Below are 25,673 nucleotides of genomic sequence, written 5' to 3' on the forward strand. Positions count from 1 at the left end.
CCATGGTCCGTTCCGTTCCGATCCTCGGCAGAGTCCTCGCCATCGTCCTCGGCGTCGTCGTGACGCTGTACATGCTCGTCCCCCTCATGGTCGTCGCCGGTGCGTCGGTGGGCGAGAACCGCTTCCTCACGTTCCCGGGTCAGGGCTTCACGCTCGACTGGTACGTCGAGGCACTCACCTCCGACACCTACCTGGAGCCCTTCCGGCTGAGCCTGCTGGTCGGCATCACGGTCGCGATCGTCGCCGCCTCCATCGGCACCGCCGCCGCGCTCGCCCTGACCCGCTTCAAGGTCCCCGGCGGTGCGGCGATCCAGGGGCTGCTGATGTCGCCGCTGACGATCCCCACGATCATCCTCGCGATCGGCGCCCTCTCGATCTCGTCCCTCACGATCGGCGCCCCGAACGTCGGGGTGCTGATCGCCATCCACGTGGTCATCGCCATCCCCTATGTCATGCGCACCGTCACCGGTGTCATGACCAGAGCCGACCACTTCACCGAGGAGGCGGCCCGCACGCTCGGCGCCAGCGCCTGGAACCGCTACCGCCTGGTGGTGCTCCCCATCGCCCGCCCCGGCATCGCGGCCGGCGCGTTCTTCGCCTTCAACATCTCCTTCGACGATGCGGTCATCGCCCTCTTCCTGCGCACCCCGCAGCTCGAGACGCTGCCCATCGCCATCTACGGCCAGCTGGAGTTCAGCACGTCGCCCACCGTGGCGGCCGTCTCGACCCTCATGGTCCTGCTCACCGTCGTCCTCATGATCGTGCTCGAACGAATCATCGGCCTGGGAAGGTTGTTCGTCTGATGACAACACTCACCATCACCTCACTCACCAAGGACTTCAAGGGGACGTCGGTGCTCAAGGGCATCGACCTCTCGATGCAGTCGGGGGAGTTCGTCTCTCTGCTCGGCCCGTCAGGGTGCGGGAAGACGACGCTCCTCCGCTGCATCGCGGGGTTGGAGTCGCCCAGCGGCGGCACCATCGAGATCGCGGGAGAGGATGTCACGAAACTCCCTCCGGAGAAGCGCCACCTGGGCATGATGTTCCAGAGCTACGCGCTCTTCCCGCACATGAGCGTGGCAGAGAATGTGCGCTTCGGACTGCGGATGTCGGGCGAGAAGTCGAAGGCCGAGCAGAAGGAGCTGGCCGTGCGGGCGCTCGAACGGGTGCAGATGGGCCACCTGGCAGATCGGATGCCGGCACAGCTGTCCGGCGGTCAGCAGCAGCGCGTCGCGCTCGCCCGCGCCATCGCCTTCGAGCCCCGCGTGCTGCTGCTCGACGAGCCGCTGTCGAACCTCGACGCCCGCCTGCGGGAGGACATGCAGGTCGAGCTTAAGGAACTGCACCGCACGCTCGGCCTCACCACCGTGTTCGTCACGCACGACCAGGAGGAGGCCATGAGCCTGTCCGACCGGATCGTGCTCATGAACGCCGGCGTGATCGAGCAGGAGGGTGCACCCGCCGAGCTCTACGGCGCACCGCGCACTCCCTTCGCGGCCGACTTCATCGGCGCGGCCAACCTTCTTCCGGCGACCCGCTCCGGTGCCGTCGCGACCCTCGACGGCACTGCGGTCCAGGTGCCGCTGACCGGAGCCGGACCGGACGGTGCCGGAGAGGTCGTGCTGCGCCAGGAGGACCTGCGACTGTCGCCGGCCGTGGGGGCGGATGCTCCCGTAGGCGTCGAGGTCGTCACGCACGTGTACCGCGGCGCCGACATCGTGTACATCGTCGAGCTCGCCGGTCGGCGGCTGCGCGTCGTCCGCCCGCGGCACGAAGAGCCGATCCCCGAGGGCGCCGCCGGCCTCGGCTGGCGCGACGGAGCCGTGCTCTGGATCGCGGCCGCCTGACCCCCGGGTCCCGCCTTCCGGCCCCGGGCGCCTGGGCTCGGGCCCTCCCCCGACCACCGGGGCCTGCGGCCGAGCCGGTCGTGGTCATAGGATCGGCTCGTGGCCGCTGACGACGACGAACGCTCTCCCGTACCCGACACCTCCCGTCGCGGCTTCCTCAAGATGGGCGGTGCCGCACTGGCCGGCGCCGTCGTCGGCGGGGCGGGCGGAGCCGCGATCGGCGCAGGCATGGCGGCGAACGGTCGCAGCGGTTTCGCCGCTGAGCCCGACCCCTTCGCCGCTCTCACTCCGCGCAAGGAGCCGGGTTTCGACCACATCGTCGTCGTGATGGGTGAGAACCGCTCGTTCGACAACCTCCTCGGCTACCTGTACTCGAAGGACACGCTGCCCGAGGGCGAGACCTTCGACGGGCTCGCGTTCGGCGACCACAGCAACACCGCTCCCGACGGCACCGCCGTGCCCGCGCATGTGCACACCGGCGACACCGATCGCATCATGAGCCTCCCCGACCCGGATCCTGGCGAGGAGTATCCGCACGTCAACACCCAGCTGTTCGACACGATCGACCCGGCCTCCAACGCAGACCTCTACGTCGACGGCATGCAGGCCCCGTTCAACGCTCCGGCGCACGGCACGAAGGCGACCATGTCCGGGTTCCTCACCGACTACTTCGTCAATCTGCGCCGTCTACGCAAGGGCGTCGAGCCGTCGCTCGACGAGGCCCGGCACATCATGGGCTCCTTCTCCCCCGAGATGCTGCCGACGCTGTCGACCCTGGCCTCCGAGTTCGCGGTGTTCGACCACTGGTACGCCGGAGTGCCGTCGCAGACCTTCTGCAACCGCTCGTTCTTCCACGCTTCCACCTCGCACGGCTTCGTGACCAACCAGGCGGGTGGCGGCTACCGCAAGTGGCTCGACGCACCCGCAGCGCCCACGGTCTTCAACCGCCTCGAGGATGCCGGCATCTCATGGAAGGTCTACATCGACAAGCTGCAGCTCGTCTCCTTCACCGGGATGCTGCACGCCGCCGTGCTCGAGAAGTACTGGCGTACCGAGCACTTCGGCACGATGGAGGACTTCTACGCCGACACCAGGAACGGAACGCTCCCGGCCTACGCGTTCATCGAGCCTCGCATGGTCTATGACCACAACGACTTCCATCCGCCGTTCGGCGAGGTGCGCGCGAGCGACGTCGACGGCTCCGAGATCTTCGACAGCGCGATCTCCGATGTGCGCGCCGGAGACCGGCTCATCCACGACATCTACGAGGCGGTGCGCACCAGTGCGTCGGCGAAGGGGTCGAACGCGGTCAACACCCTGCTGCTGATCACCTTCGACGAGCACGGCGGATGCTACGACCACGTGCCTCCGCCCTCCGCGACGAAGCCGACGCCCGACACCGGTCCCGGCGAGATGGGCTTCACGTTCGACCGCCTCGGATGCCGGGTACCGGCGATCGCGGTGTCGGCGTACACGAGACGCGGGACGATCATCCACGACGAGATGCATCACGGCTCGGTGACCGCGACCCTCTCGCGCCTGCACGGACTGAAGCCCCTGAACGACCGGGACGAGTCCGCGAACAACATCCTCGGCGTCGTGAATCTCGAACAGCCGCGGCATCCCGCCGACTGGCCGATCACGACCCCCGCCTACACCCCGCCGAACCCCGAGCAGAATCCGCCGCATCCGGGCGAGAAGGATCAGCAGAAGCCGCTCACTCCCCCCGCGCGCGGACTGCTCGGACTGCTGATCGCCCGCTACGGGCGCCCCGATGAGCCGGAGCCGGAGACCTTCGCGGACGCCTACCGACTGCTGCACGAGCACGGTGAGGAGTTGTTCGGTCCGCCGAAGGGCTGACGCCGTCACCGGACGACCTGTCGTACCCGACTCGACGAAGGATCAGCGGAACGCGAGCACCCTGTCTCCCCAGCCTTCGCGCAGGTCATGATCGAGGTCGGGCACGGCGCGATCCTGCTCATCGATCACCAGCGTCGAGCGGTCGGTGAGGTCGTAGGTCCGCCACGCATCAGCGCCGTCGACGTCGGGCGCACCACCGTGGGCGAACGCGGTCCAGCGGGCGAGCATCCGCTTCGAGACGGCCCGCCCGCGTCGGCGTCCTCCGAGCAGGAACGTGGGGTCCTTCGGAGTGGTGTCGAGGTTGCCCCAGACGTAGGGAAGCTCTGTCGCATGGGTGGCGCCGATGCCCAGCAGACGCAGCATGGTGGTGGTGAAGTCGAATCGATACAGCCACACGGGCGCGACCGCGCTGTGTCCCTCTGCCAGCCAGAGCGTGGGCATGCGGAATCCGATGTCGCGCGCGATGCCGAGCCCGATCGCGCGGTGTCTGGCATCCTCGTAGACCGCCATGACCTGCTCCCTGCTCGGAAGCTCCTCGCGCCGGTACTCGGATGCCATCGCGTCGAACATCGCGTCGAGCGTCGGGGCGGTGATCGGCATGAGCGGGGACTTCATGTACTTGAACAGCGTCGCCTCGTCCCGATTCGTGCCGATCATGAGAGGCACCGGCAGGCCCCGTCCGTTCTGCAGGGTGGAGAGCGGATGCTCCGGGATGAGCACCCCGTCGACGACCGGTGCGAACGGGAGGACACCGGGCGTCTCACGGGGAACCTCGGCGTAGACGGCCATGCTCGCCTCGACGATCTGCTCGGCGCTGCACACTCGAGCCTCGTCGATGGTCCTCACCCCGAGCTCACGGAAGAGCCGCTGCCCGACGGTGCGGGCGCGATCGGTTCCGTAGACCGAACTCGCCGGTGAGCTCTGCACGATCGCGCGTGCGAACAGCCCCCGAGCGGAGGGAACGGCGAGCAGCGTCGACACGATGCCTCCGCCGGCCGATTCGCCGAAGACGGTCACCCGCGCGGGGTCGCCGCCGAATCCGGCGATGTTCGCCTGCACCCACTCGAGCGCGAGGAGCACATCGCGGATCGCGAGATTGCTGTCCACGACCTCCCCGTGCTCAGCGAGGCCGGTCAGATCGACGAAGCCCAGTCCCCCGAGGCGGTAGTTCACGGTGACGACGACCACTTCACCGTCCTCGACGATTCGTCGACCGTCGAAGAGCGGTTGGCTCGACGAACCGAAGGTGTAGGCCCCACCGTGCACCCACACCATGACCGGGCGCGCGGCGTCGAGCGCACCGTCCGCGGTCCAGACATTCAGCGAGAGGCAGTCCTCGTCCATCACGGCATCGGGACCGAGCGGCACGGCGGGGTTGGGTCGCTGCGGGCACACGGCGCCGAACGAGGTCGCATCGGCCACCCCACTGTGCGGCTCCACCGCGACGGGCGCACACCACCGCCGCTCGCCGACCGGGGCCTGGGCGTAACGGATGCCCCGCCACGAGACGATCCCTCGGTCGCTGAGGCCTGCGTAGGCACCGAGCGCCGACTGTGCGATGACGGATTCCTGATCGTCCACGGATGCTTCTCCTGTCATGCGAGCTGATGGATGAGGTGCGCGCCCTCGACACCGGCGAGAATCGCGAACAGCACGGTCATGATGACCGCGTTGTGCCGAACCATCTCGACCTTGAGTCGGTTGAGCCCGCCCGCGATGGTCTGCGAGCCACTGGCGGCGAGCGCGGTGGGCAGCAGCACCCCGAGCGCGGCGATGATGGCGAACACCACGCTGACGAGGATGACCGTCAGCAGCGGAAGATCGTGGGCTCCGATCAGCGCGCCCGCCTTCAGCTCGAGCGGGATGTTCTTGGAGTTCGTCGCCGCCATCAGGGCACCCAGCCCCGCGGCCTTCATCGGGGTGAGGGAATCGACGGCGGCGAGCCAGGAGGGGGTCTTCGGTTCTGCACCGTCGCGCGGTCTGCTGCGCCAGCTGAGCCAGGCGAGCACCAGGAAGCCGATCAGGAGCGCGGCGGTCAGCACCAGAACGACGGTGTCGTCCCCGTCCGAGTGTCCGGCACCGGCACCGGCCGTCGTCACCGCCGCGATCATCGTGAACACCGCACCGACGGCAGTGGTCGCGCCGGCGAATGCGAGCCCGTTGGCCCGACCTCGGGGGGACAGCAGGATCGCCACGATCGCGACGATCGGCAACGGACTGATGATGCTGCCCACTGCCAGCGGCAGAAGTTGGCCAAGGTCGCCCACGTGCATGATCCTTCTTCCTCGATGCCGTCGCTGGAACGGTATCTCCCGCCATCCGGGCGCGCGGCGGGAGGTTCGGGAATTACGACCCGTGGGTCTGGCCGTGGAACGCGACCGTCAGACGCACGGCCCCCTCGTGCTGCGTCAGGTGCGCGGACTCCGCGCGCGCTCGCAGTGCCCGCAGGCCGATGCCGTCGCCGGCGACGGAGCGGATTCCCCCGGGCGAATCGACGGTGAGCCGCAGACGTGCTTCGGATGCTGACAGTGTCACCGTCGCGGCCCGCTCGGTGCCATGTCGCAGGATGTTCGTGAGAGCCTCGGACGTCGCATCGACCACCTGCTGCAGGATCTCCGGATGCCGGTCGGCGATCTCCCAGGCGGCCTCCTCTGCGTGAAAGCGGATGTCGATGACACGACTCCAGCCCGCGAGTACCGCGCTGAACGTCGCTTCGGACGTCGTTGCCGGCCGGGGAGCGGCGTGCCGAAGTCCTTCGATGGCCCGTCGAGTGTCGACGAGCGCGTCCTCCCAGACGCTGCCCTCATCTGCGCGGCTGAGCTGCACGGCCGCCACCAGGCAGGTCGATTGCACACGCCCGTGCAGTGCCTGGGCCGCATCGAACAAACGCTGTGCGGCGCGACGGTGTGCATCGTGCTCGTCGACCCTGTAGGCGCGGATCTGCTCGGACAGGATCATCTCTTGGGCGCGGAGTTCCGTGGCGAGACCGGCGACCGCGGCGCACATGATCGCGACGACGGCGTACACCACGGGCGCCGTCAGAATCACCCCACCGCCGGCGATGGATGCCGTCGCCATCAGGATCAGCGCCGCGATCACCACGCTCCCGACGATGACGACCAGCGCCGACGTGCACCGCCCGATCACTCTCACGGCCACCCACCGCAGGAGCATCTCACCGGCACAGCCGATCACCCCGGCGATGACTGCGGCCAGGAGGACGGTCGTCAATGGGAGCCGGGCGAGTGCGAACGGGGCGAGCAGCACGAGATACAGGGCGATCGGCGTTCCGGTCGCCGCGGGCACCAGGCGCATCCCGCGGGGGCGAGCGGGCGGCGACGGCGGTCGTCCCTTCTCGAGAGATGCCGCGAGCGCATCCCCCTCCCGAAGTTCGTAGAGGTGACGACTGGCGGAGCGTACGGCGATGCCGCTGAACGTGCACAATGCCTCTGCCCGCGCGGATGCCGAAAGGGCTCCGCCCCGACGCTCGAGCTCATCGAGTCGAAACAGCAGGGCCCGTTCCTCGTCGGCGAGAACACGATCGACTTCTGCGAACAGCCGACGCCCGTATGTCCTCTCCGCATTCAGCCATCCCGCGACGATTCCCAGCTCGGCGACAGTCTCCTTCCGACGGCGCAGGGATCCGACGAGAACCGCGATCAGGGTGGTGGCGACGAAGACGGCGAAGAGGTTGGTCGTGATGCGGATCGAGATCGGCACGGGAAAGCCGGGCAGCCCGGCCTGCTGCGTGAACCATCCGATGAGGACCGGACGCATCACCCCGATCATCAGGAGTGCCGTGACGACGATGCCGGCGCGTGCGCCTCGTGACGAGGTCGCACGCTCACCCCCTGCGGCGAGGATGCCGGGCAGACCGCACAGCACGTGGACGGCGGCGGCGACCGCCACCCCCGCGAGACGATCCCGAACGGTGGACGCTGCGTCGTGACCACCCAGGATGGTCAGCGCGAAAGGAGCCGTCAGCACCCAGCTCCATGGCGTGAAGAAGGTTCCGCTCGTGAACACGTCACGCGCTGCGCGCACGCGGCCGACCCGTGTCATTGCTCCGAGGGGCGGCCGAAGAGTCGGCTGTACCGATTCGCTGCGGCGACCCGCGGGTTGATGGCACTCACGTGCGAGACGCCGAGCGTGTCGAACACGCGGCTGACGCTTCGTTCCACTGCACGGAGGCTCGCTCCGCTCCGCTCCGCGATCTCCCGGTTCGAGAGCCCGGCAGCGATCAGCGAGAGTATGCGTCGCTGATGCGGCGTCAGCCGGTCGATCAGCTCCTCATCCCCCTCCACTCCGGGCACGGGCGTGGCGTCCGCACGCACTGATGCCTCGATCGCGGCCACCAGTTCGCTCGGATCGCTGAAGGTGAGTTTGTCCACGGTCACCGCACCGGTGATCGTACGGCCGAATCCGGTCGTGGCCGCGCGAGTGAAGCTCGTGAGGAACACGACCCCGAGATGCGGAGCGAGCGAACGGGCGATCATGGCGAGTTCGACGCCGTCAGGACGGGAGCCGAGCTCGATGTCTGTCACGAGTACGTCCGGATCGAAGTCCTCGAGAAGGTCCACAGCATCGGCTGCGGTGGCGACCGACTTCACCAGGAACCCGGCAGCGACGAGGAGCTCGCCGACCAGCACGCTGACGATCTGCTGATCCTCCACGAACAGCACTCGTCGAGTCCACTTCTCCGGCACGTTCACAGCGTAGGGGACGTGACGACCGCACTCGCCGGGGGTGCCGCAGGGGTGCAACGCGCGTCAGTCGCGCTTCGAGCGACGACGGGAGGCGATCAGCAGCGTCGCGCCGAGGATCAGCACGACCGCGCCACCCGCGGCTCAGGCGAACGTCTCCGGCCCGAGGCCTGTTCTCGCCAGCGGACCCTGCCCGTCCGCTCCGACCGCGCCGATGCGCACGGCGTCGGCAGGTGCCTCGAAGGAGTATGTGCTCGTCGACGGACATCAGGATGCCAGTGTCCGCGCGCTACGGCCCGATCAGCTCTGGTTGAGCTGACGCTTGCGGTATGTACTGATCGATTTGAGGATGTAGCGAAGCTGGACCGCACATGCGCCCAGGATGAAGGCATACCCGAGACCCTGCGAGAACTCCTGGGTGCTGCGCACGAGGAAGAAGCCCGCGAGAAGAAGTACTGAGGTCAGTAGCAGCGTCCAGTTGGTCTTCATGAACGCGAGCCTATCAACGGGGCCCCTCGGTCGACCAGCTCAGATCGCGTACCCCTCGACAGGCCCTTCCGTGTTCGGCTTCCACCCCAGCGCCGGAGCCACGTGCTCGGCGAAGGCCTGCAACACGTGCAGGTTGTAGTCCACCCCCAACTGGTTCGGGATCGTCAGCATCAGGGTGTCCGCGGCCATCACGGCCTCATCGTTCTTCAGCTGCTCGATCAGCACGTCGGGCTCTGCCGCGTAGGTCTTGCCGAACGTGGAGCGGAAGCCGTCGATGACGCCGATCTGATCGCCGTTCTCCTCGCTGCGCAGACCGAAGTACGCGCGGTCCATGTCGGAGATCAGCGGGAAGACGCTCCGGCTCACCGAGACGCGCGGGGTGCCGGTGTGACCGGCCTCCTTGTACGCGGAACGGAACAGCTCGATCTGCTCGCGCTGAAGCTCGTGGAACGGCTGCCCCGTCGCCTCGGTGACCAGCGTGGAGCTCATCATGTTGAGCCCCTTGCGACCGGTCTCCTCGGCGGTGGCGCGGGATCCCGAGCCCCACCAGATGTGGTCGCGGAGCGTCGGCGACTGTGGTTCGATCGCGAGATAGTGCCCGGCCCCGACCATCCGAGGGTCGCCCTGAGCCAGGCGTTCACCGTCGATCGCGCGCAGGAAGATGTCGAACTTCTCGCGGGCGAGCACACTGCCGCGCTCGGGGTCCTCCTGGTCGCGGAAGCCGAAGGCCTCATAACCGCGCAGCGCCGTCTCGGGTGACCCACGGCTCACGCCGAGTGCGATCCGCCCGTCGGCGATCAGGTCGAGCGCGGCCGCCTCTTCTGCCAACTGCAGAGGGTTCTCATAGCGCATGTCGATCACGCCGGTGCCGACCTCGATGCGCTTCGTGTGTGCCGCCATCGCTGCGAGCAACGGCATCGGAGACGCGGCCTGGCGCGCCCAGTGGTGCACGCGCACCGCGGCACCGTTGACTCCGATCTCGTCGGCGCCCTCCGCGATCGCGATCGTCTGCTTCAGCATGTCGCCCGCAGTGCGGGTCGCCGAACCTGGCACGTCGGCGTAGTGCCCGAAAGAGAGGAATCCGAAAGCCTTCATGATCTATTCGAACGCATGGATGCCGGGGACTATTCCGCCGGCACGAGGAAGCCGTCGAGCACGAGCGAGCGGATGCGCGGCTCCAACTCGTTCCACAGCTCGGGAAGCGCCACGTCGAACAGGTCGGCGAGGGCCTGGGCGATCTGGCTGACGGTGAGGTCGCCGTCGCAAGCGCCGACGAATGCGGCGAGCGCGGGGTCCACGTTCACGGTGCGCGCGAACCCGCCACCCTGGCGCAGCTCGATCACGCTCGGGTCGTCGTTTCCGGGCAGCAGGTGCCGGGCCTCGGTCACATCCGCCGCGGTGAGCAGCGTGGCGGGCACGCCATCGGCGAGAAGATCGTGACCGTGCAGCCCAGCGCCCAGGGCCTGGCCGACACCCGAGACGTGCTGCACGAGGCGCTCCGTCCGGCGCAACGGCGTACCGACACCACGGCGCATCAGCACGTAGCCGAAGCCGATCGAGGTCACCCCCCGGGCCGCGAAGTCATCGAGCCAGGCGGTCAGCAGCGGGGTGAACGCCGGGTCGCGGGGGGTCGTGCCGCCGTCGCGGATCCACAGTTCCGCGTAGCCGAGGGGTGAGAGCTGCTCGCGCTCGATCACCCAGAGGTCGAGTTCCGAGGGCACCCACGCATCCAGCCGCGCCAGACCGGCCACCCCGCCGCGTGATTCCCAGTTGCCCAGCAGTTGCGCGATGCCGCCCTCGGTGAGGTACGACGGCGCGGTGCGCACGAACTGCTCCACCAGCGCGTCGCCGACCAGTCCGCCGTCGCGGTACTCGTACTCGGGCACATCGTCTCCGCGGGGCGTGATCACGAACGGCGGGTTCGAGACGATCAGATCGAAGGCCTCGCCGGCGACCGGCTCGAACATGCTGCCCAAGCGGAACTCGATGTTGCTCACGCCGTTGAGCAGTGTGTTGATCTCGGCGTAAGCGAGCGCCCGAGCCGAGATGTCCGTCGCGACCACCGTGCCGGCACGGCGGGCGACCAGCAACGCCTGGATGCCGCACCCGGTGCCGAGATCGAGTGCGCGTTCCACCTCGATCGGCACCACGATCTCCGCCAGGGTGCGCGAGGCGCCGCCGACACCCAGGACGTGATCGGGCGGCAGCGCACCATCGAGCGCCACCTCGTCGAGGTCGCTGGCGATCCACCATTCACCGACGCCGTCCGTGTCGACGAACGACTGCGGGCGCAACAGCGCGGTGGGGGTCACCGTCGCAGCATCCGCTCTCGCGAGACCCAGACCGACGAGTCCTGCCACCCTCAGTCGTGGCAGCGCCGCCTCCACGGCTTCCCGGGGCTGCGGCATCCCCAGCACCAGCAGACGCCCGAGGGTCGCCAGCACCCCGTCGTCGCCGCGGATCTCCCGCAGGATCGGCTCGCGCATGCCGCGGGCGAGTGCGTCGTCCGCTTCCTCCCCCCAGAGGCTCCGCAGAGGCTCCGAGCGCAGGTCGGCGGCGTCGAGATCGGCGGCGAGCGCCGCGCACAGCAAGGGTTCGGGGACGGGTGCAGGGGTGTCGGACACGGCCGTCACTCTACGCGCCTTCAGGGTTCTCCTTCCTCGGGCCTCCTAGAATCACTAGGTCAGTACTCACGATCAGCCCTGTCCCGGGCGTTCGAGGAAGACCTTCATGACCGTGACCACCCCCGAAGCCGGCCTCCGTGCGCTCCTTCTGCGACTCACGCGCAGGACGGCGGTCTTCGCGATCGCACTCGGGGTCTGTGGATTCGTGGCTCCCAGCGGAGTCGTCGCCGCAACCGACGACGCTCCGACGAAGGATGACGAGACGGTCGAGCTCTACGTCTCGGCGGGGGCACGGGGTGCCGTGGCCGTCGGCGGCTCGACGTCGGCGATCGTCACGGTGCAGAACGAGACCGAGTCGCCGTTGAGCGGCGGACGAGTGCATGTCGAGCTCAACCGCACACCGCTCGTCGACAACGAGGCGATCACCACCTGGCTCGACGACGGCGACGCCTCCGGTGATTTCACCGCGCTCGGCAGCGAGACCACGACCTCCGTGGATGCCGGCGACGAGGAGTCGACGACCGTCGTCATGCCGGACGACGTGCTCGGCGACATCGCTCCGGGGGTCTACCCGCTGCGCGCGGTTCTCACCGGCGCGACCACAGGAGCAGCGGAAACCGATGACGAGGTCGATCGCGATGCCGAGGCGACGAGCGTGCTGGTCGTCACGGCCGGCAGGGCCGCGCGGGTCGGTGTTCTCGTGCCGATCACGGCGACTCCGGCCGACGGCGCGCTGCTCACGTCAGACGAGCTCAGCACGCTCACTGCCGACGACGGCGCGCTCACCGCGCAGCTCGACGGCGTCGCGGGTACCGCGGCGATCCTCGCCATCGACCCGGCGATCATGGCCTCGATCCGCGTGCTCGGCACCGCGGCACCGGCATCGGCGACCGAGTGGCTCGCCCGGCTCGACGAGCTGCCGAACGAGCGGTTCGCCCTCCAGTTCGGTGACGCGGATGCCACCGCGCAGGCACAGGCCCAGCTCCCGTCGCTGCTGCAGCCGACCACTCTCGCACCGTTCCTCGACGAACGGAACTTCCCGAAGACGCCGGCCGCTCCGATCACGGATGCCCCCGCGATGAGCGCCACACCCTCCCCCGCGGCGCCGGAGACGCCCACGCTTCCCGACGACGAGACGCTCTCCGAGGTAGACGGTTCGATATCCGGGGTGCTCTGGCCGCGCGGAGACGTCACCCAAGACGACCTGGCGACCTTCGCGGACTACCTCGGCCGCGCTCCTCTCACGGTCCTCCCGTCGAGCAGCGTCGGCGGCGAGACCTCTGCGCACGCCACCGTGGGCTCGTCCGCGATCCTGGTCACCGACGATGCGGCGTCGGGAGTGCTGTCGCAGGCAGCGGCAGAGAACCACACCGCGGCCCGCCAACGCTCTCTGGCGGCAGCGACAGCGCATCTCTTCCTCGCCTCACAGAGCTCCCCCACCACTCCTCTGCTCGTCGGACTCGATCGCGACGAGACCCGCAGTGCCGATGCGCTGCGAGATGCGATCTCCACCGCCGACACCGTGGGATTCGGTCTCACCGACCTCCGCGCCACACCCGCAACAGCTGCGAAGCTGACGACGAAGCCCGATGCGGGTCGCGCTGCCGCCGTCGGCGAGCTGCTCGCCGACGAGAACACGCTCACGGGCTTCTCCTCGATCCTCACGGACCCTCAGCTGATGCTGAGCCCCGAGCGCATCCGGATCCTGCGCACCCTCGCCGTCGGCATCCCGGCGGACTCCTTCGGTGCCGAGGTCGCCGCGCACCGCACAGCGACACAGAAGACCCTGAGCGCGGTCAGCATCCCTCCGTCGAGCACGATCCAGCTGCTCACCGCTGCCGCCGATCTCCCCTTCCGGGTGCGCAACGACCTGCCCTGGCCGGTGACCGTGCAGCTGACGGTCATCCCGACCGACCTGCGCCTCGATGTGGAACCGGTGACGATCGCCGAGGTCCCCGCGAAGTCCAGCACCCGCGTCAAGGTTCCCGTGTCCGCCCGTGTCGGTAGTGGCGAGCTCACGCTCCGGCTGAGCCTGTCGACTCCCACCGGTGTTCCGATCGGTGGAACCGAGAGCGTCCGCGTCGCCGTGCGTGCCGAATGGGAGACCATCGGGCTCGCCGTCCTCGGCGGGCTGATCGTCGTGCTGATCGGGCTGGGCGTGTGGCGCACTGTGCGGCGCCGACGGAACGAGGCGAACGCGGAAGCGGCGGATGCAGACGAAGCCGCCGATCCGGATGCTGTGGAAGAGGATGCTGTGAACACTGGCCCGGATGCCGCCTCGACCGAGAAGCCGAATGAGTAGCCTCGGCCGCGCGAGCGCCATCATCGGCGCGGGCACCATGGTGTCGCGCGTGACGGGGTTGCTGCGCAGCATCGTGCTGGTGGGGGTGATCGGCTCCTACAAATCGGGACCGGCCGATGCCTTCACGTTCGCCAACCAGCTCCCGAACAGCGTGTTCTCGCTGATCTCCGTGGGTATCCTCACGGCCGTCATCGTCCCTCAGATCGTGAAGGCCGCGGCGGATGCCGACGGCGGGAACGCCTTCATCTCGAAACTCTTCACGTTGGGAACCGTCGTCCTGGTCGTGATCACCGGGATCGCGACGGCCGCTGCCCCGTGGCTGGTTCATCTGGCCGCGGGCAAGGCATCGCCCGACATCCTGGCTCTCGCCACAGCGCTCGCGTACTGGTGCCTTCCGCAGATCCTGTTCTACGGCCTCTATGCCCTGCTGGGCGAAGCTCTGAACGCCCGTCGAATCTTCGGTCCGTTCACCTGGGCTCCCGTCATCAACAACGTCGTCTCGATCATCGGGTTCCTCATCCTGGGCGCCGTGTTCGCTCCGGTCTCCACGAACGCGGCGGAGTGGACGCCGGCGATGATCAACACCCTCGGCGGCACGGCGACACTGGGCATCGCCCTTCAGGCGGTCGTGCTTCTGGTGTTCTGGCGTCGCACCGGTCTCGCTCTGAAGCCCGACTTCCGGTGGCGGGGTGTCGGTCTCGGCGCTGTCGGGCGCCTCGCCGGGTGGACCTTCCTGATGGCCTTCGCGAGTCTTGCCGCCGGAATGCTGCAGGGGTTCATCATCAGCGAGGCGGCGGGTGCCGGGGCTTCGGCGACGGTGACTGCGAACGCCTGGCTGATCTTCATGCTGCCGTACTCGGTCATCGTGCTGTCGATCGGTACTCCCTACTTCACACAGATCAGCGAGCACGCGGCAGCGGGCCGCCATCAGGAGGTCCGTGCGGACATCGCGCGGAGCATCCGCACCCTCCTCTTCTTCATCGTCGCTGCCGTCGCTGCCGTCGCAGCCTCCGCGATCCCCGCATCCCGCGTCTTCTCGAAGGCCACGGAAGACGTCAGCGCCGCGAGCGCCGCCGAAGCCGCCGCCCTCGTCCTGCTCTGCTACCTCGTGAGCCTGATCCCGCTCACGATCCTCTTCATCGTGCAGCGCACGTTCTACGCCTACGACGACACCCGCACGCCGTTCTGGTTCACGATCTTCCAGTGCGTGCTGATCGTGGCGACCACTCTCGCCGCCTGGGGTCTGCTCGAGGCCGATGTCATCCCGATCACCTCTCTCGCCGCTGCGGTGGCCCTCGGTCAGTCGATCGCGAGCATCCTGCAGACCGTGGTGGCGACCTGGTTGCTGCACCGCAAGATCGGCGGCCTGCAGGTCGGCAGCTGGATGCTCACGATCGGCCGCTTCGCCGTCGCCGGCATCCCCGCAGGATTCGCCGGCTGGGGCGTCTACCTGCTCGCCGGAGGCGCCGACGGATGGATGGTCGCCGGCCAGTTCCTCGGCGCCCTCGGCACCGCGGTCATCGGCCTCGTCGTGGTCGGGGTCTACATCGGCATCCTCGCCCTGATGCGTGCCCCCGAGCTCACGGTCGCGGGCGCCCTGGTGCGCCGATTCCTGCCCGGCCGCTGAGGCGGCCATCGAGCCGTCTCCCAGCCCGACACGCGACCCTGGTCAGGGAATGCCTCGCGGCTACCATGGGTTGAAGCACTCGAAGGTCATTCGACTGCAGTTTCTAAGACGGAGAGCACATGCGTCAGGTCATCATCATCGGCTCCGGCCCCGCCGGATTCACGGCTGCCATCTACGCAGCCCGAGCGAACCTCAAGCCGCTGCTCATCGCGAGCTCGGTCGAGGTCGGCGGCGAGCTCATGAACACCACCGAGGTCGAGAACTACCCGGGCTTCCCCGAGGGCATCCAGGGCCCAGAGCTCATGGCGAAGTTCCAGGAGCAGGCCGAGAAGTTCGGCACCGAGGTCGTCTACGACGACGTCACCGAGCTGCAGCTCGACGGCCCCGTCAAGAAGGTCATCCTGGGCAGCGGTGCGGAGCACGAGACCAGGGCGCTGATCTACGCGACCGGTTCCGCGTACCGCAAGCTCGACATCGAGGGCGAGGAGCGTCTCTCCGGCTACGGCGTCTCGTGGTGCGCCACGTGCGACGGCTTCTTCTTCCGCGAGAAGACGATCGCCGTGGTCGGTGGCGGCGACTCCGCGATGGAGGAGGCGACCTTCCTCACGCGCTTCGCAGAGAAGGTCTACGTCATCCACCGCAAGGACTCGCTCCGCGCCTCGAAGATCATGCAGGAGCGCGCGTTCGCGAACGAGAAGATCGAGTTCGTGTGGAACAGCGAGGTCGCCGAGGTGCTCGGTGGCGACTCCGTGACCGGCGTGCAGCTGCGCTCCACGGTCGACGGCACCCTCCGTGACCTCCCGCTCGATGGACTCTTCATCGCGATCGGCAACGACCCGCGCACGCACCTCGTGCACGACAAGCTGAAGCTCACGGAGGAGGGCACCATCTGGGTCGACGGACGCTCGTCGGTGACGTCGGTCCCCGGCGTCTTCGCTGCCGGAGACGTCATCGACCCGACCTACCGCCAGGCCATCACGGCTGCCGGGTCCGGAACGGTCGCCGCTCTCGACGCGGAGCACTTCCTCGCGGATTTCGATGACGCCTCGGTCGAGGTCCCGGCTGCCGAGGCCGCCGAGATCCTCACTGCGTGACCCCGCGGGAACAGTTTCACCTCGTCGGCTGTTGTAGCAGACGAACCTCGAATCAAGGAGAACTCTGATGAGTGCAAAGGCTACGAGCCAGGCGACCTGGGAGCAGGACGTTCTGCAGGCCGAGGGTCCCGTGCTGGTGGACTTCTGGGCGGAGTGGTGCGGCCCGTGTCGCATGGTCGCCCCGGTGCTGGACGAGATCCAGGCCGACAACCCCGACAAGATCACGATCCTCAAGCTCAACGTGGACGAGAATCCCGAGCTGGCGATGAAGTACCAGATCACGTCGATCCCGGCGATGAAGGTCTTCAGCGGTGGTGAGGTCAAGACGACCATCATCGGCGCGAAGCCCAAGTTCGCCCTCGAGAAGGACCTCGCCGCTTTCATCGGCTGAGTTCCCACACACGTCCAGGCCGCCGTCTCCTCCGGGAGGCGGCGGCCTTTCGCGTCCCCGGCTCTGACCCGTCCGGGGTTCACACCCCGCAACTGGCTCTGCGCACCGGCTCCGGTGCGCCAAGAATCACGGGCGATCTCAAGAATTGCGGACGATCCCGCTGATATCGACCGCGAAAGTTCACATTCTCCGCAGAAGGTGACGGACGGATGCCCCCAGGGCCGCGCGTACCGGTCAGAAGGCGTCGGCGACCGAAGGGTCCCAGCGCCGGTGGCGCTGCTTCTCGTCCAGGAGGCCCCAGACGGCCGGGGTGAGCTCTGGGTACTCCAGAGCGATCTGACGCAGCACACGGTAGTGCCGAGCGGCGTTGGGGCGCACTCCGTCGTTGGCCGTGATGTTGTCGGCGCGCAAGAGGTACACCACGAGCTCGTCGACGCTCGGCAGCTCCTCCATGAACTCCCAGGGGTCTTCGCCACCGAGGAGACGCTCCTGGATGAGCACGGCGAGTTCGTCGGCCGCCTCCGCACGCAGCACTTCGAGGCTGGCACGGCGGGGGACGGACTCGGTCATGCTTCCAGCCTACGCGCGCGTGCGCCGTGGTCGGCGCTCGATCTTCACGTCGTCGCTCATCTCCTCCAGCTCTTTGCCCTTGGTCTCTGCGACCTGGAAGTAGACGAAGAAGAACGACAGCAGTGCGAAGAAGGCATAGAAGCCGTAGGCGAACGGCAGACCGATCTGCGCAAACGCGGGGAACGTCGTGGAGATGAAGAAGTTCGCCGCCCACTGCGCCGCTGCGGCGACGGCCAGGGCACCGGCACGGATCGAGTTCGGGAACATCTCTCCCAGAAGCACCCAGACCAACGGGCCCCATGTCGCCCCGAAGAACACCACGAACGCATTCGCACAGATCAGCGCCACGGTCGACCATGGGTCCGGAAGCGTCACCGCTCCGGCGGAATCCAGTGTGCCGAACGAGAAGGCGAGGGCCATCAGTCCGAGCGAGATCGTCATGCCCACCGAGCCGACGAGCAGCATGATGCGCCGCCCCACCTTGTCGACCAGCAGGATCGCCACGATCGTCACGGCGATGTTGGTGACGGAGGTGATCACGGTGATCGTGAGCGCCTGCGCTTCACCGAAGCCGACCGACTGCCACAGCGTCGTGGAGTAGTAGAAGATGACGTTGATGCCGACGAACTGCTGGAAGACGGAGAGCAGGATCCCGACCCACACGATCGGTTTCAGCCCGAAGCGGTTGCCGCGCAGGTCGCGCAGCGACTCCGAGCGCTCGGTGTTGATCGTGCCGGTGATCTCCGTGATCTTCGCGTCGACGTCGACCGTTCCGGTCACCGCTGTCAGCACCTCGGATGCCTTCTCGAGCTGCCCCTTGGCGACCAGATAGCGCGGGGACTCCGGCAGGCGCAGTGCCATGATGCCGTAGACGATCGCGGGGATCGCCTCGGCGATGAACATCCAGCGCCATGCGTATAGACCCCAGAGAGGCTCTGCCGCTCCCCCGGCGACATCCGCGAGCATCGCATCCGACAACAGCGCGACGAAGATGCCGGTGACGATCGCGAGCTGCTGGAGCGAGCCCAGACGTCCGCGCATCCGCGCGGGTGAGACCTCTGCGATGTAGGCCGGCGCGATCACGGATGCCGCGCCGACACCGAGTCCACCGACGACGCGCCAGATGATGAGGTCGACGACGCTGAATGCGAGGCCTGATCCGATCGAAGAGAGCAGAAAGAGGATCGCTGCGGCGACCATGATCGGGATGCGCCCGTACCGGTTGGCGAGCGGACCGGCGAACCATGCGCCCACCGCGCAGCCGATCAGCGCGGATGAGACGGCGAAGCCCTTGAGTCCGACGCCGAGATCGAACCCGGAACCGGATCCCGCAAGGGCGTCCACCGCCCCGTTGATCACCGCAGTGTCGAAGCCGAAGAGGAAGCCGCCCAATGCCGCCGCGATGCTGATCGCGATCACGCGACCCTTCAGAGCCGAACCCGATGGTGTCGCTGACATGATGTCCTCCCCGACGTCTGTTGAGGGGAGTCTAGGCCCGTCCCGGCACGCCTCGGGCGGCGTCAGCTCTTTCCGTAGCCCTCTTCGCCGAGCTCCTCGAGAATGCGGTTCAGATCTTGAATCGAAGCAAAATCAATCGTGACCTGCCCTTTTCGCGCGCCGAGCGCGATCTTGACGCGGGTGTTCAGCCGGTCTCCGAGCTTTCCTGCCACCTCGTCGAGGTAGGCGCGTCGCGCTCCGGGCGTCGGCTTCGGGGTCGAGCCCGCCGCCGCCGGCTGGTGCTTCGCGGCCTCCTCCGTGGCGCGGACGGAGAGATCCTCATTCACGACCTTGTCAGCGAGGCGCTGCATGGCCTCAGCGCTCTCGAGGCTCAGGATCGCCCGTGCGTGACCAGCGGTGAGCACACCGGCCGCCACCCGCTGCTGCACGGGGACCGGAAGCTTGAGCAGGCGGATCGTGTTGCTGATCTGCGGACGCGAGCGTCCGATCCGCGTTGCGAGCTCCTCCTGCGTGATGCCGAAGTCCTCCAGCAGCTGCTGATAGGCGGAAGCCTCTTCCAAAGGGTTCAGCTCGGAGCGATGCAGGTTCTCGAGCAGCGCATCGCGCAGCAGATCCTCGTCGGCGGTCTCACGCACGATCGCGGGGATGGTCTCCAGACCGGCCTCCCGCGCCGCGCGGGTGCGCCGCTCCCCCATGATGAGCTCGTAGTCACCCTCGGAGTTCTTGCGCACCACCACGGGCTGGAGCACACCGAACTCGCGTACGCTGTGCACCAGCTCGGCGAGGTCCTCCGCATTGAAGTGGGTGCGGGGCTGTCGCGGGTTCGGCACGATCTTCTGCGGGTCGACCTGCACCAGATGGATGCCGGGAACTGCGGTCAGATCAGGATCCTCGGTCGGCGCCGTGGTCTCCGGCGACGGCCGCAGGCTCGCGCCGGGAAAGAACACGTCCACGGGACGCTCGGACTGATCGGCGGTCGGGATGAGAGCGCCGATTCCACGGCCCAATCCAGTGCGCTTCGCCATCATTTCTCCTTGCTCTGCGACGCTGTGCGCGCCGCGATCTCGACAGCGGCCTCGCGGTACGCGATCGCGCCGGCGGATTGCCCATCGTAGGCGATCACGGTCTGGCCGAAACTCGGGGCCTCCGACACCCGCACGGAGCGCGGGATGACGGTTTCGAGCACCTGAGTCGGGAAGTGGGTGCGGACCTCATCCGCGACCTGCTGCGCCAGCCGCGTACGCCCGTCGAACATCGTCAACAGGATGGTCGAGAGGTGAAGCGCCGGGTTCAGGTGCTTCTGGATCATCTGGATGCTGCCGAGCAGCTGGCTGAGCCCCTCCAGTGCGTAGTACTCGCACTGGATAGGGATGAACACCTCAGACGCTGCAGTGAACGCGTTGATCGTCAGCAGCCCGAGCGACGGGGGGCAATCGATGATCACGAAGTCCATCGGGCTCCCAGTGAGGTAGTCCTCCAGCGCGCGACGCAGTCGATGTTCGCGTGCCACCTGCGCGACGAGCTCGATCTCGGCGCCGGCCAGGTGGATCGTACTGGGCGCGCAGAACAGGTTCGGGTTCTCTGGGCTCTGCTGAATGATGTCAGCGAGGGGGAACTCGTCGATCAACACGTCATAGACACTGGGGATATCCGCACTGTGCGGAACACCGAGCGCTGTCGAGGCGTTGCCCTGGGGGTCGAGGTCGATCACGAGGACCTTGGCACCGAGCCCTGCGAGGGCTGATGCGACGTTGACCGCGGTGGTCGTCTTGCCGACGCCACCCTTCTGGTTGGACACCGTCAGCACGCGTGTGCCACCCGTGAACTCCACTTTGGCGGATTCCAGGGCACGCCGCCGGGCGGAGAGGTCTGCGAGTTCCCGCGCGAGCGGTGTATCCATACCGAACGATTCGTTCGAGGATGCCTTGTCGGACTGTTTCACGTGAAACATCCACTCCTTTCGGGGCCGCGTTCTACTCTAATCGCTGGGACGGACCATGATCGTCGGTCTTCCGTCCTGTCCATCGCATTGCTCCCTGACGCGCGCAGAGGATCGTCCCGTCTGCTCACGCCCCGCCCCACCCTCGGCGCCATTCACCCGCGCCTCCATTCCGATAGGAATCACCTGAAGACTGAGAGGGACACTGCCTCCGAGAAGGCGCGATTCGTGTTGCCGACGTGAGAGCGGGGTATGGACCGCCCGCCGAGCGTCGCGCACTGCGGACACCTCGTGCGATCGCCATGTCCCACACGACTTGCGCCCCGATGCCCAGAGGTGTTTCACGTGAAACGCACCTCTCTTGCGGAGGGCGTGATCGATCGCCCTCCGCTGGAGTGAACTGTATCGATCGCCGATCGGATGGTGTCCGCGCCTACTCAGGTAGCCCGACAGCGAGGAGGGTGTCTCACGTGACGCATCCTCTGAGCGGCCACGGCGTCGATGTCGTGTCTTCGCACCTGCGTTGCTCGTGATGTTGAGCTTGGCACCTCCAGCAGAGCTCACGGTTCCCTGGAGTCCGCCCCTCTCGGCAGCGCGCGCATCACGCTTCCGAGCGAGAACTGCGAGGGGAGACAGCCGGGATGAGCGGAGGAACCCGGCATCCATCAACGCCCGGCAGCCACTTTCTCGCCGACCTCGCGACGTCGAGAGAGGGTGTGTGCTGTGCAAGAGCTTCGGCATCGACGCCCCCGTACTCCCTGACCAGATCACGCAGTCCGCTTCGCGAAGCGCGTGGAGCATGTGTTTCACGTGAAACGCCCCGTCCTGCCTACCCGAGCCCTCACCCGAGACCGGCTCCCGGGCCTGTGGATGGATCTGTGGAGCAACGCCCATTCGGGACGGGACTTGCCGGCTCTCTCCTGCCATCCGCGCCCGCGTTTCCTATCAAACACAGGGAAGCCGACGACGATCCGCGTTCTGCACGACCTCGGACTACCTGTGGATAACGCCCTCAGTCAATGCATAGCCAGGTCATCAGTTCCCTGAGTGCTCGAGCCGCACTCCCGTGTTTCACGTGCAACACTCCACTGCCTCACGCCCCGCGAGTCACGCTCGATGCGGTCACCACACGGCGGTCGAACGTAACCGACCTCTCCTCGCGAGTGACCGTCTCACAACCACCCTCGAGAGCGGCCGCGTACCGCAACGAGGCGCACGCATCGTCTTTCCTCGGCGAGGGACCAACATCTCGACGCCCCGCTCCGCGCTTCCCTCAAGAGCACGTCAGCTCCCGCTACAGCCCCCACGAGGTGTTCGATACGGGTGAGTCTCAGTGAGCACGCCGCCATGCCCATGTTTCACGTGAAACCCATCTTCGCGCGCGGCCATCGTCGGACTCGACCCGCCACCCGAGTCAACCGATGTCGAACTACACGAGTGTCTCGCCACGGCCCCGAGGTCAAGACACGACCGAGGAACGATGGGGATACTCCCGAACTGAGCATCGCGAAGAGCGGCTGTTGCGGGCAGGGCTCCCTCTCCCCTGACAGGAGAAGCGCACCGAAGAGCAACGACAGAGGCGGGTACTCCATCATTGCCCTCACGCATCAGGGCACGAGGCATGTTTCACGTGAAACATGCGACGATAACTATCGAACGACAGCCCGGAGAACCCGGGTCGTCTCCGAGAGCACCCCATCGCCGAGAACCTCGACGCGCACATCTGACAACGTGAACTTCTTGATGGCCTTCTGCGCCGCCGCGATCTCGCTATCGACATTCATGCCCTTGAGCAGCGCGAGCTCTCCCCCGTCTTTCACCAGCGGGGCAGTCAGGGGGATGAGGGTACGCAACGCACTCACAGCTCTCGCTGTCACGACGTCGAATCCGTCGGGGCGGCGTACATCCTCAGCGCGGGCACGGTGAACCACCACGTTCTCCAGGCCCAGTGCCGTCACCTGCTCGTTGAGCCAGGTGACACGCCGCTCCATCGGCTCGATCAGGGTCCACTGCACATCTGGACGTGCGATGGCGAGCACCAAACCGGGAAGGCCGGCACCGGAACCGATGTCCGCCACAGATCCATGGAAGAGCGGAGCTGCGATCACACTGTTCAGGATGTGTCGCGTCCACAGTCGAGGAAGCTCGAGCGGTCCGATCAGACCGCGCTCCTCCCCTTCACGCGCCAGCGCATCCGTGAACTGTCGCGCCACGTCGATCCGATCTCCGAAGAGATCAGCGGCTATCCTCGGCTCCTTCTCGAGAACAGTCACGTGCGCACTCCCCGTTGATGTTTCACGTGAAACATCAACGTCGGCGAAGGACCGTGTGCCGGTCTGCACCCTCGCCGTAGGACTCCGACACCAGGCCACGGTCCGAGGCGATGTCGTGCACCAGCTTGCGCTCGTAACTCGACATGGCCGGCAGCGACGCCTGCGACGATCCCTCATCGAGCTTGACAGCCGCAGCATCGACCAGAGTCTCCAGCTGCCGACGGCGGATGTCGCGAGATCCGCCGATGTCGAGGATCAGACGAGAGAACGCACCGGTCTTGTTCTGCACTGCGAGGCGCGTCAGCTCCTGCAGAGCCTGCACCGTGTCGGGAGCAGAGAGGAGTGCGAGTCCGTCATCCTCCGCTTCGACCGATACGTAGGCGCGGCCCTGACGAACGTCGAGGTTCAGGTCGCCATCGATGTCAGCGATGTCGAGGAGTTCCTCGAGGTAATCCGCGGCGATGTCGCCTTCGTTCTCGAGCTGAGCCACCGTGGGTTCGACGCTCTCCGTCACGCTCTCGGTCATGAGGCGCTCCCCTTCTTCTTCGCACGCTTCTTGCCGACGGGCTGCTGTCGCTTCGGAGCCTCGGCCTTCGCCTTCTCGACTTCCTCGAGCTTGCGCTGCTGCTCCGCCTCGTACACCGACATAGGAACGACCTTGCCCGATGAGTCGATCGCCTTGCCCTTGCGGGCCAACCGCTCCTCGCGCGCCTTCGCCGCTTCAGAGCCGGGGGTCGGCATCTCGCGGATGACGAGGAACTGCTGTCCCATGGTCCAGAGGTTCGAGATGAACCAGTACACGACGACGCCGAGCGGGAAGAAGATGCCCGAGAAGATGAAGCCCAGGGGCAGCACGTAGAGCATGATCTTCTGCATCTGGTACGCCTGGCCGGTCTTGGCCTCGGGCGACAGGTTCTTCGAGATGATCTGCAGCTGGGTGAAGAACTGCGAACCGATCATGAGTACGACGAGCGTGACGAGGATGATGATCGCGGTCGTGTTACCGGTGTCGACGGCATTCCCGAGCGTCTCGTGCAGGGAGGCCACCCCGAAGAGCTTGGCGTCGTAGAACTGCTGGGTCAGCTCCGGGTTGAGCAGGCCCACTCCTCCGATGCTGTCCTTCGCGTGCTTGCTGACGTCGCTCAGCACGCTGAACAGTGAGAAGAAGATCGGCATCTGTACGAGCAGAGGCAGGCAGCTCGACATCGGCGTCGTGCCGTGTTTCTTGTACAGCGCCATGGTCTCGCGGCTCATGGCCTCACGAGAGAGCTGGTCCTTCTTGCCGCGATACTTCTCCTGTACTTTTCGCAGTTCAGGAGCAATTTCCATCATCTTTCGCTGGCTCTTGATCTGCTTCACGAAGAGCGGGATCAGAGCAGCACGGACCACGATGACGAGACCGACGATCGACAGTACCCACGTGAGTCCGGATGCCGCCGGCAGCCCGACCGCCGTGAGAAGCCAGTGCCAAGCGACGAGGATCAGCTCGACGACCCACTTCAGCGGCCACAGAATGGTGCCGAGCAGATCGAAGCCTCCCGCGGCGGGCGCGTCGCTGGGAGTTGTGCTGGCTAGTAGGAGATCAAGACCCACTGATCAGTCCTTTCGGGCAGGGACGACGAAACCGCGAGCAGTCAGGTCGTAGCGGAAGTGCTTGTGCGGCTGAACGTCATCGACGCCACCGCGAGACCAAGGGTTGCAACGAAGGATGCGCCAGGCCGAGACCAGCGATCCCCGCACAGCGCCGTGCTGTTGCACTGCACCTACAGCGTAGGCGGAACACGACGGGTAGTACGCACACACATCTCCATACAGAGGAGAGATCACCGTGCGGTATCCCGCGAGGAATCCCAGCACCAGGTTGCGCGGGATCAGCGGGATGCTCCGCAGCAGATCGCGACCCTGCAGATGCGCGTCGCCGATCGACGAAGCCGGAAGAGCCGTCATGTCGGTACCTCGGCAGGCGCCGGACTCAGTCGGCCGAGGCAGCGGTTCACATCCGCACTCAGTTCCGCATAGGTCGCGGTGGCAGACGCAGGAAGGGCACGGATGACGACATCCGTGCCCTCGGGGACGCGCGGCAGCGCCTCCGCGCAGACGGCTTTGAGCCGTCTGCGTACGGAGTTGCGCACCACGGCGTTCCCCACCTGCTTGCTGATGATGAAACCGAACCGTGCAACGGTGCTCTCGCCCGTCGACAACATCGAGGTCACGACGCGCGCCCCGCCACAACGGGATCCACGTCGAACGACCAGTCGATAGTCGCTCCCGCGGGTCAGCCGATACGGGCGGGCGAGCACAGCGGACTACGCGGAGAGCTCGGTGCGGCCCTTCGCGCGACGAGCGGCGAGGATGCCGCGGCCGGCGCGGGTGCGCATGCGAGCACGGAAGCCGTGCTTCTTGGCACGACGACGGTTGTTGGGCTGGAAGGTGCGCTTAGTCATGGAATCACTCCGGGAATGCTGCCACCGGGTTCACTGCGACCGGAGACATGGGG

General features: G+C 67.0%; 24 protein-coding genes. 7 read left to right on the forward strand and 17 right to left on the reverse strand.

Annotated features, from left to right (window positions below):
* The first annotated feature begins 2 nt into the window (after positions 1 to 2).
* The 3 genes from KZC51_RS02535 (at position 3) to KZC51_RS02545 (ending at position 3,706) form a co-directional block, all read left to right on the forward strand.
* On the forward strand, positions 3 to 803 hold the full coding sequence (locus KZC51_RS02535) for an ABC transporter permease (protein WP_031205837.1): 801 nt from the start codon (positions 3 to 5) through the stop codon (positions 801 to 803).
* The gene (locus KZC51_RS02540) at positions 803 to 1,846 is read left to right on the forward strand and encodes an ABC transporter ATP-binding protein (protein ID WP_247628450.1); all 1,044 of its coding nucleotides are present in this window, start codon (positions 803 to 805) and stop codon (positions 1,844 to 1,846) included. The genes KZC51_RS02535 and KZC51_RS02540 overlap by 1 nt, the downstream gene beginning before the upstream one ends.
* Before the next feature lie 99 nt (positions 1,847 to 1,945).
* The gene (locus KZC51_RS02545) at positions 1,946 to 3,706 is read left to right on the forward strand and encodes an alkaline phosphatase family protein (RefSeq protein WP_247628451.1); all 1,761 of its coding nucleotides are present in this window, start codon (positions 1,946 to 1,948) and stop codon (positions 3,704 to 3,706) included.
* 42 nt (positions 3,707 to 3,748) lie between these two features.
* On the opposite strand, the gene KZC51_RS02550 is transcribed toward KZC51_RS02545, so the two are convergent.
* From KZC51_RS02550 to KZC51_RS02580, 7 genes are all read right to left on the reverse strand, one after another.
* Positions 3,749 to 5,287, reverse strand: coding sequence for a carboxylesterase/lipase family protein (locus tag KZC51_RS02550; protein WP_247628452.1), 1,539 nt, complete (start codon positions 5,285 to 5,287; stop codon positions 3,749 to 3,751).
* Positions 5,288 to 5,301: 14 nt separating this feature from the next.
* A complete protein-coding gene (locus KZC51_RS02555; protein ID WP_372491745.1) occupies positions 5,302 to 5,973 on the reverse strand; it encodes a GAP family protein in 672 nt (223 codons plus the stop codon).
* 79 nt (positions 5,974 to 6,052) lie between these two features.
* Positions 6,053 to 7,768, reverse strand: a complete 1,716-nt coding sequence (locus KZC51_RS02560; protein ID WP_247628454.1) for a sensor histidine kinase — start codon at positions 7,766 to 7,768, stop codon at positions 6,053 to 6,055.
* Complete coding sequence (locus KZC51_RS02565) at positions 7,765 to 8,412, reverse strand: response regulator (protein WP_247628455.1); 648 nt, start codon at positions 8,410 to 8,412, stop codon at positions 7,765 to 7,767. Before KZC51_RS02565 ends, KZC51_RS02560 begins: the two co-directional genes overlap by 4 nt.
* Before the next feature lie 297 nt (positions 8,413 to 8,709).
* Positions 8,710 to 8,898, reverse strand: coding sequence for a hypothetical protein (locus KZC51_RS02570; protein WP_247628456.1), 189 nt, complete (start codon positions 8,896 to 8,898; stop codon positions 8,710 to 8,712).
* A 39-nt stretch (positions 8,899 to 8,937) separates the two neighbouring features.
* On the reverse strand, positions 8,938 to 9,993 hold the full coding sequence (locus KZC51_RS02575) for an LLM class flavin-dependent oxidoreductase (protein ID WP_247628457.1): 1,056 nt from the start codon (positions 9,991 to 9,993) through the stop codon (positions 8,938 to 8,940).
* Positions 9,994 to 10,022: 29 nt separating this feature from the next.
* Positions 10,023 to 11,531, reverse strand: a complete 1,509-nt coding sequence (locus KZC51_RS02580; RefSeq protein WP_247628458.1) for a DUF7059 domain-containing protein — start codon at positions 11,529 to 11,531, stop codon at positions 10,023 to 10,025.
* Between the two features lie 97 nt (positions 11,532 to 11,628).
* Here KZC51_RS02580 and KZC51_RS02585 point away from each other — a divergent pair, with 97 nt between their 5' ends.
* The 4 genes from KZC51_RS02585 (at position 11,629) to trxA (ending at position 16,936) form a co-directional block, all read left to right on the forward strand.
* Complete coding sequence (locus KZC51_RS02585) at positions 11,629 to 13,824, forward strand: DUF6049 family protein (RefSeq protein WP_247628459.1); 2,196 nt, start codon at positions 11,629 to 11,631, stop codon at positions 13,822 to 13,824.
* Entirely contained in the window at positions 13,817 to 15,451 is a 1,635-nt protein-coding gene (murJ, locus tag KZC51_RS02590) for a murein biosynthesis integral membrane protein MurJ (protein ID WP_247628460.1), read from the forward strand. The genes KZC51_RS02585 and murJ overlap by 8 nt, the downstream gene beginning before the upstream one ends.
* 119 nt (positions 15,452 to 15,570) lie before the next feature.
* Positions 15,571 to 16,545, forward strand: a complete 975-nt coding sequence (gene trxB, locus KZC51_RS02595; protein WP_247628461.1) for a thioredoxin-disulfide reductase — start codon at positions 15,571 to 15,573, stop codon at positions 16,543 to 16,545.
* A 67-nt stretch (positions 16,546 to 16,612) separates the two neighbouring features.
* Positions 16,613 to 16,936, forward strand: a complete 324-nt coding sequence (trxA, locus tag KZC51_RS02600; RefSeq protein WP_247628462.1) for a thioredoxin — start codon at positions 16,613 to 16,615, stop codon at positions 16,934 to 16,936.
* 234 nt (positions 16,937 to 17,170) lie between these two features.
* Here trxA and KZC51_RS02605 read toward each other — a convergent pair whose 3' ends face one another.
* From KZC51_RS02605 to rpmH, 10 genes are all read right to left on the reverse strand, one after another.
* Entirely contained in the window at positions 17,171 to 17,506 is a 336-nt protein-coding gene (locus tag KZC51_RS02605) for a tryptophan synthase subunit alpha (protein ID WP_247628463.1), read from the reverse strand.
* Between the two features lie 9 nt (positions 17,507 to 17,515).
* Positions 17,516 to 18,964, reverse strand: coding sequence for a sugar porter family MFS transporter (locus tag KZC51_RS02610; RefSeq protein ID WP_247628464.1), 1,449 nt, complete (start codon positions 18,962 to 18,964; stop codon positions 17,516 to 17,518).
* Positions 18,965 to 19,026: 62 nt separating this feature from the next.
* The gene (locus tag KZC51_RS02615; protein ID WP_247628465.1) at positions 19,027 to 19,989 is read right to left on the reverse strand and encodes a ParB/RepB/Spo0J family partition protein; all 963 of its coding nucleotides are present in this window, start codon (positions 19,987 to 19,989) and stop codon (positions 19,027 to 19,029) included.
* On the reverse strand, positions 19,989 to 20,915 hold the full coding sequence (locus tag KZC51_RS02620; RefSeq protein WP_247628466.1) for a ParA family protein: 927 nt from the start codon (positions 20,913 to 20,915) through the stop codon (positions 19,989 to 19,991). The genes KZC51_RS02615 and KZC51_RS02620 overlap by 1 nt, the downstream gene beginning before the upstream one ends.
* A 1,637-nt stretch (positions 20,916 to 22,552) precedes the next feature.
* Positions 22,553 to 23,176, reverse strand: coding sequence for a 16S rRNA (guanine(527)-N(7))-methyltransferase RsmG (gene rsmG / locus KZC51_RS02625; RefSeq protein ID WP_247628467.1), 624 nt, complete (start codon positions 23,174 to 23,176; stop codon positions 22,553 to 22,555).
* 34 nt (positions 23,177 to 23,210) lie between these two features.
* The gene (locus KZC51_RS02630; protein ID WP_247628468.1) at positions 23,211 to 23,702 is read right to left on the reverse strand and encodes a Jag family protein; all 492 of its coding nucleotides are present in this window, start codon (positions 23,700 to 23,702) and stop codon (positions 23,211 to 23,213) included.
* On the reverse strand, positions 23,699 to 24,769 hold the full coding sequence (gene yidC, locus KZC51_RS02635; protein ID WP_247628469.1) for a membrane protein insertase YidC: 1,071 nt from the start codon (positions 24,767 to 24,769) through the stop codon (positions 23,699 to 23,701). Before yidC ends, KZC51_RS02630 begins: the two co-directional genes overlap by 4 nt.
* 3 nt (positions 24,770 to 24,772) lie before the next feature.
* A complete protein-coding gene (gene yidD, locus KZC51_RS02640; RefSeq protein ID WP_247628470.1) occupies positions 24,773 to 25,123 on the reverse strand; it encodes a membrane protein insertion efficiency factor YidD in 351 nt (116 codons plus the stop codon).
* Complete coding sequence (rnpA, locus tag KZC51_RS02645; RefSeq protein WP_247628471.1) at positions 25,120 to 25,476, reverse strand: ribonuclease P protein component; 357 nt, start codon at positions 25,474 to 25,476, stop codon at positions 25,120 to 25,122. Before rnpA ends, yidD begins: the two co-directional genes overlap by 4 nt.
* Positions 25,477 to 25,482: 6 nt before the next feature.
* Positions 25,483 to 25,620, reverse strand: a complete 138-nt coding sequence (rpmH, locus tag KZC51_RS02650; protein WP_045278552.1) for a 50S ribosomal protein L34 — start codon at positions 25,618 to 25,620, stop codon at positions 25,483 to 25,485.
* Between the last annotated feature and the right edge of the window lie 53 nt (positions 25,621 to 25,673).

It is taken from the genome of Microbacterium croceum (genome assembly GCF_023091245.1).
GTDB classification, from domain to species: Bacteria; Actinomycetota; Actinomycetes; order Actinomycetales; family Microbacteriaceae; genus Microbacterium; species Microbacterium croceum.

Bases quoted from the DNA above. Each gene is read 5' to 3' on its own strand.
- KZC51_RS02570 (WP_247628456.1), bottom strand. From the start codon at position 8,898: ATGAAGACCAACTGGACGCTGCTACTGACCTCAGTACTTCTTCTCGCG.
- trxA (WP_247628462.1), top strand. From the start codon at position 16,613: ATGAGTGCAAAGGCTACGAGCCAGGCGACCTGGGAGCAGGACGTTCTG.
- murJ (WP_247628460.1), top strand. From the start codon at position 13,817: ATGAGTAGCCTCGGCCGCGCGAGCGCCATCATCGGCGCGGGCACCATG.
- rpmH (WP_045278552.1), bottom strand. From the start codon at position 25,620: ATGACTAAGCGCACCTTCCAGCCCAACAACCGTCGTCGTGCCAAGAAG.
- KZC51_RS02540 (WP_247628450.1), top strand. From the start codon at position 803: ATGACAACACTCACCATCACCTCACTCACCAAGGACTTCAAGGGGACG.
- KZC51_RS02605 (WP_247628463.1), bottom strand. From the start codon at position 17,506: ATGACCGAGTCCGTCCCCCGCCGTGCCAGCCTCGAAGTGCTGCGTGCG.
- KZC51_RS02620 (WP_247628466.1), bottom strand. From the start codon at position 20,915: ATGTTTCACGTGAAACAGTCCGACAAGGCATCCTCGAACGAATCGTTC.
- KZC51_RS02610 (WP_247628464.1), bottom strand. From the start codon at position 18,964: ATGTCAGCGACACCATCGGGTTCGGCTCTGAAGGGTCGCGTGATCGCG.
- trxB (WP_247628461.1), top strand. From the start codon at position 15,571: ATGCGTCAGGTCATCATCATCGGCTCCGGCCCCGCCGGATTCACGGCT.
- yidD (WP_247628470.1), bottom strand. From the start codon at position 25,123: ATGACGGCTCTTCCGGCTTCGTCGATCGGCGACGCGCATCTGCAGGGT.
- KZC51_RS02560 (WP_247628454.1), bottom strand. From the start codon at position 7,768: ATGACACGGGTCGGCCGCGTGCGCGCAGCGCGTGACGTGTTCACGAGC.
- KZC51_RS02585 (WP_247628459.1), top strand. From the start codon at position 11,629: ATGACCGTGACCACCCCCGAAGCCGGCCTCCGTGCGCTCCTTCTGCGA.
- KZC51_RS02615 (WP_247628465.1), bottom strand. From the start codon at position 19,989: ATGGCGAAGCGCACTGGATTGGGCCGTGGAATCGGCGCTCTCATCCCG.
- KZC51_RS02535 (WP_031205837.1), top strand. From the start codon at position 3: ATGGTCCGTTCCGTTCCGATCCTCGGCAGAGTCCTCGCCATCGTCCTC.
- KZC51_RS02575 (WP_247628457.1), bottom strand. From the start codon at position 9,993: ATGAAGGCTTTCGGATTCCTCTCTTTCGGGCACTACGCCGACGTGCCA.
- KZC51_RS02630 (WP_247628468.1), bottom strand. From the start codon at position 23,702: ATGACCGAGAGCGTGACGGAGAGCGTCGAACCCACGGTGGCTCAGCTC.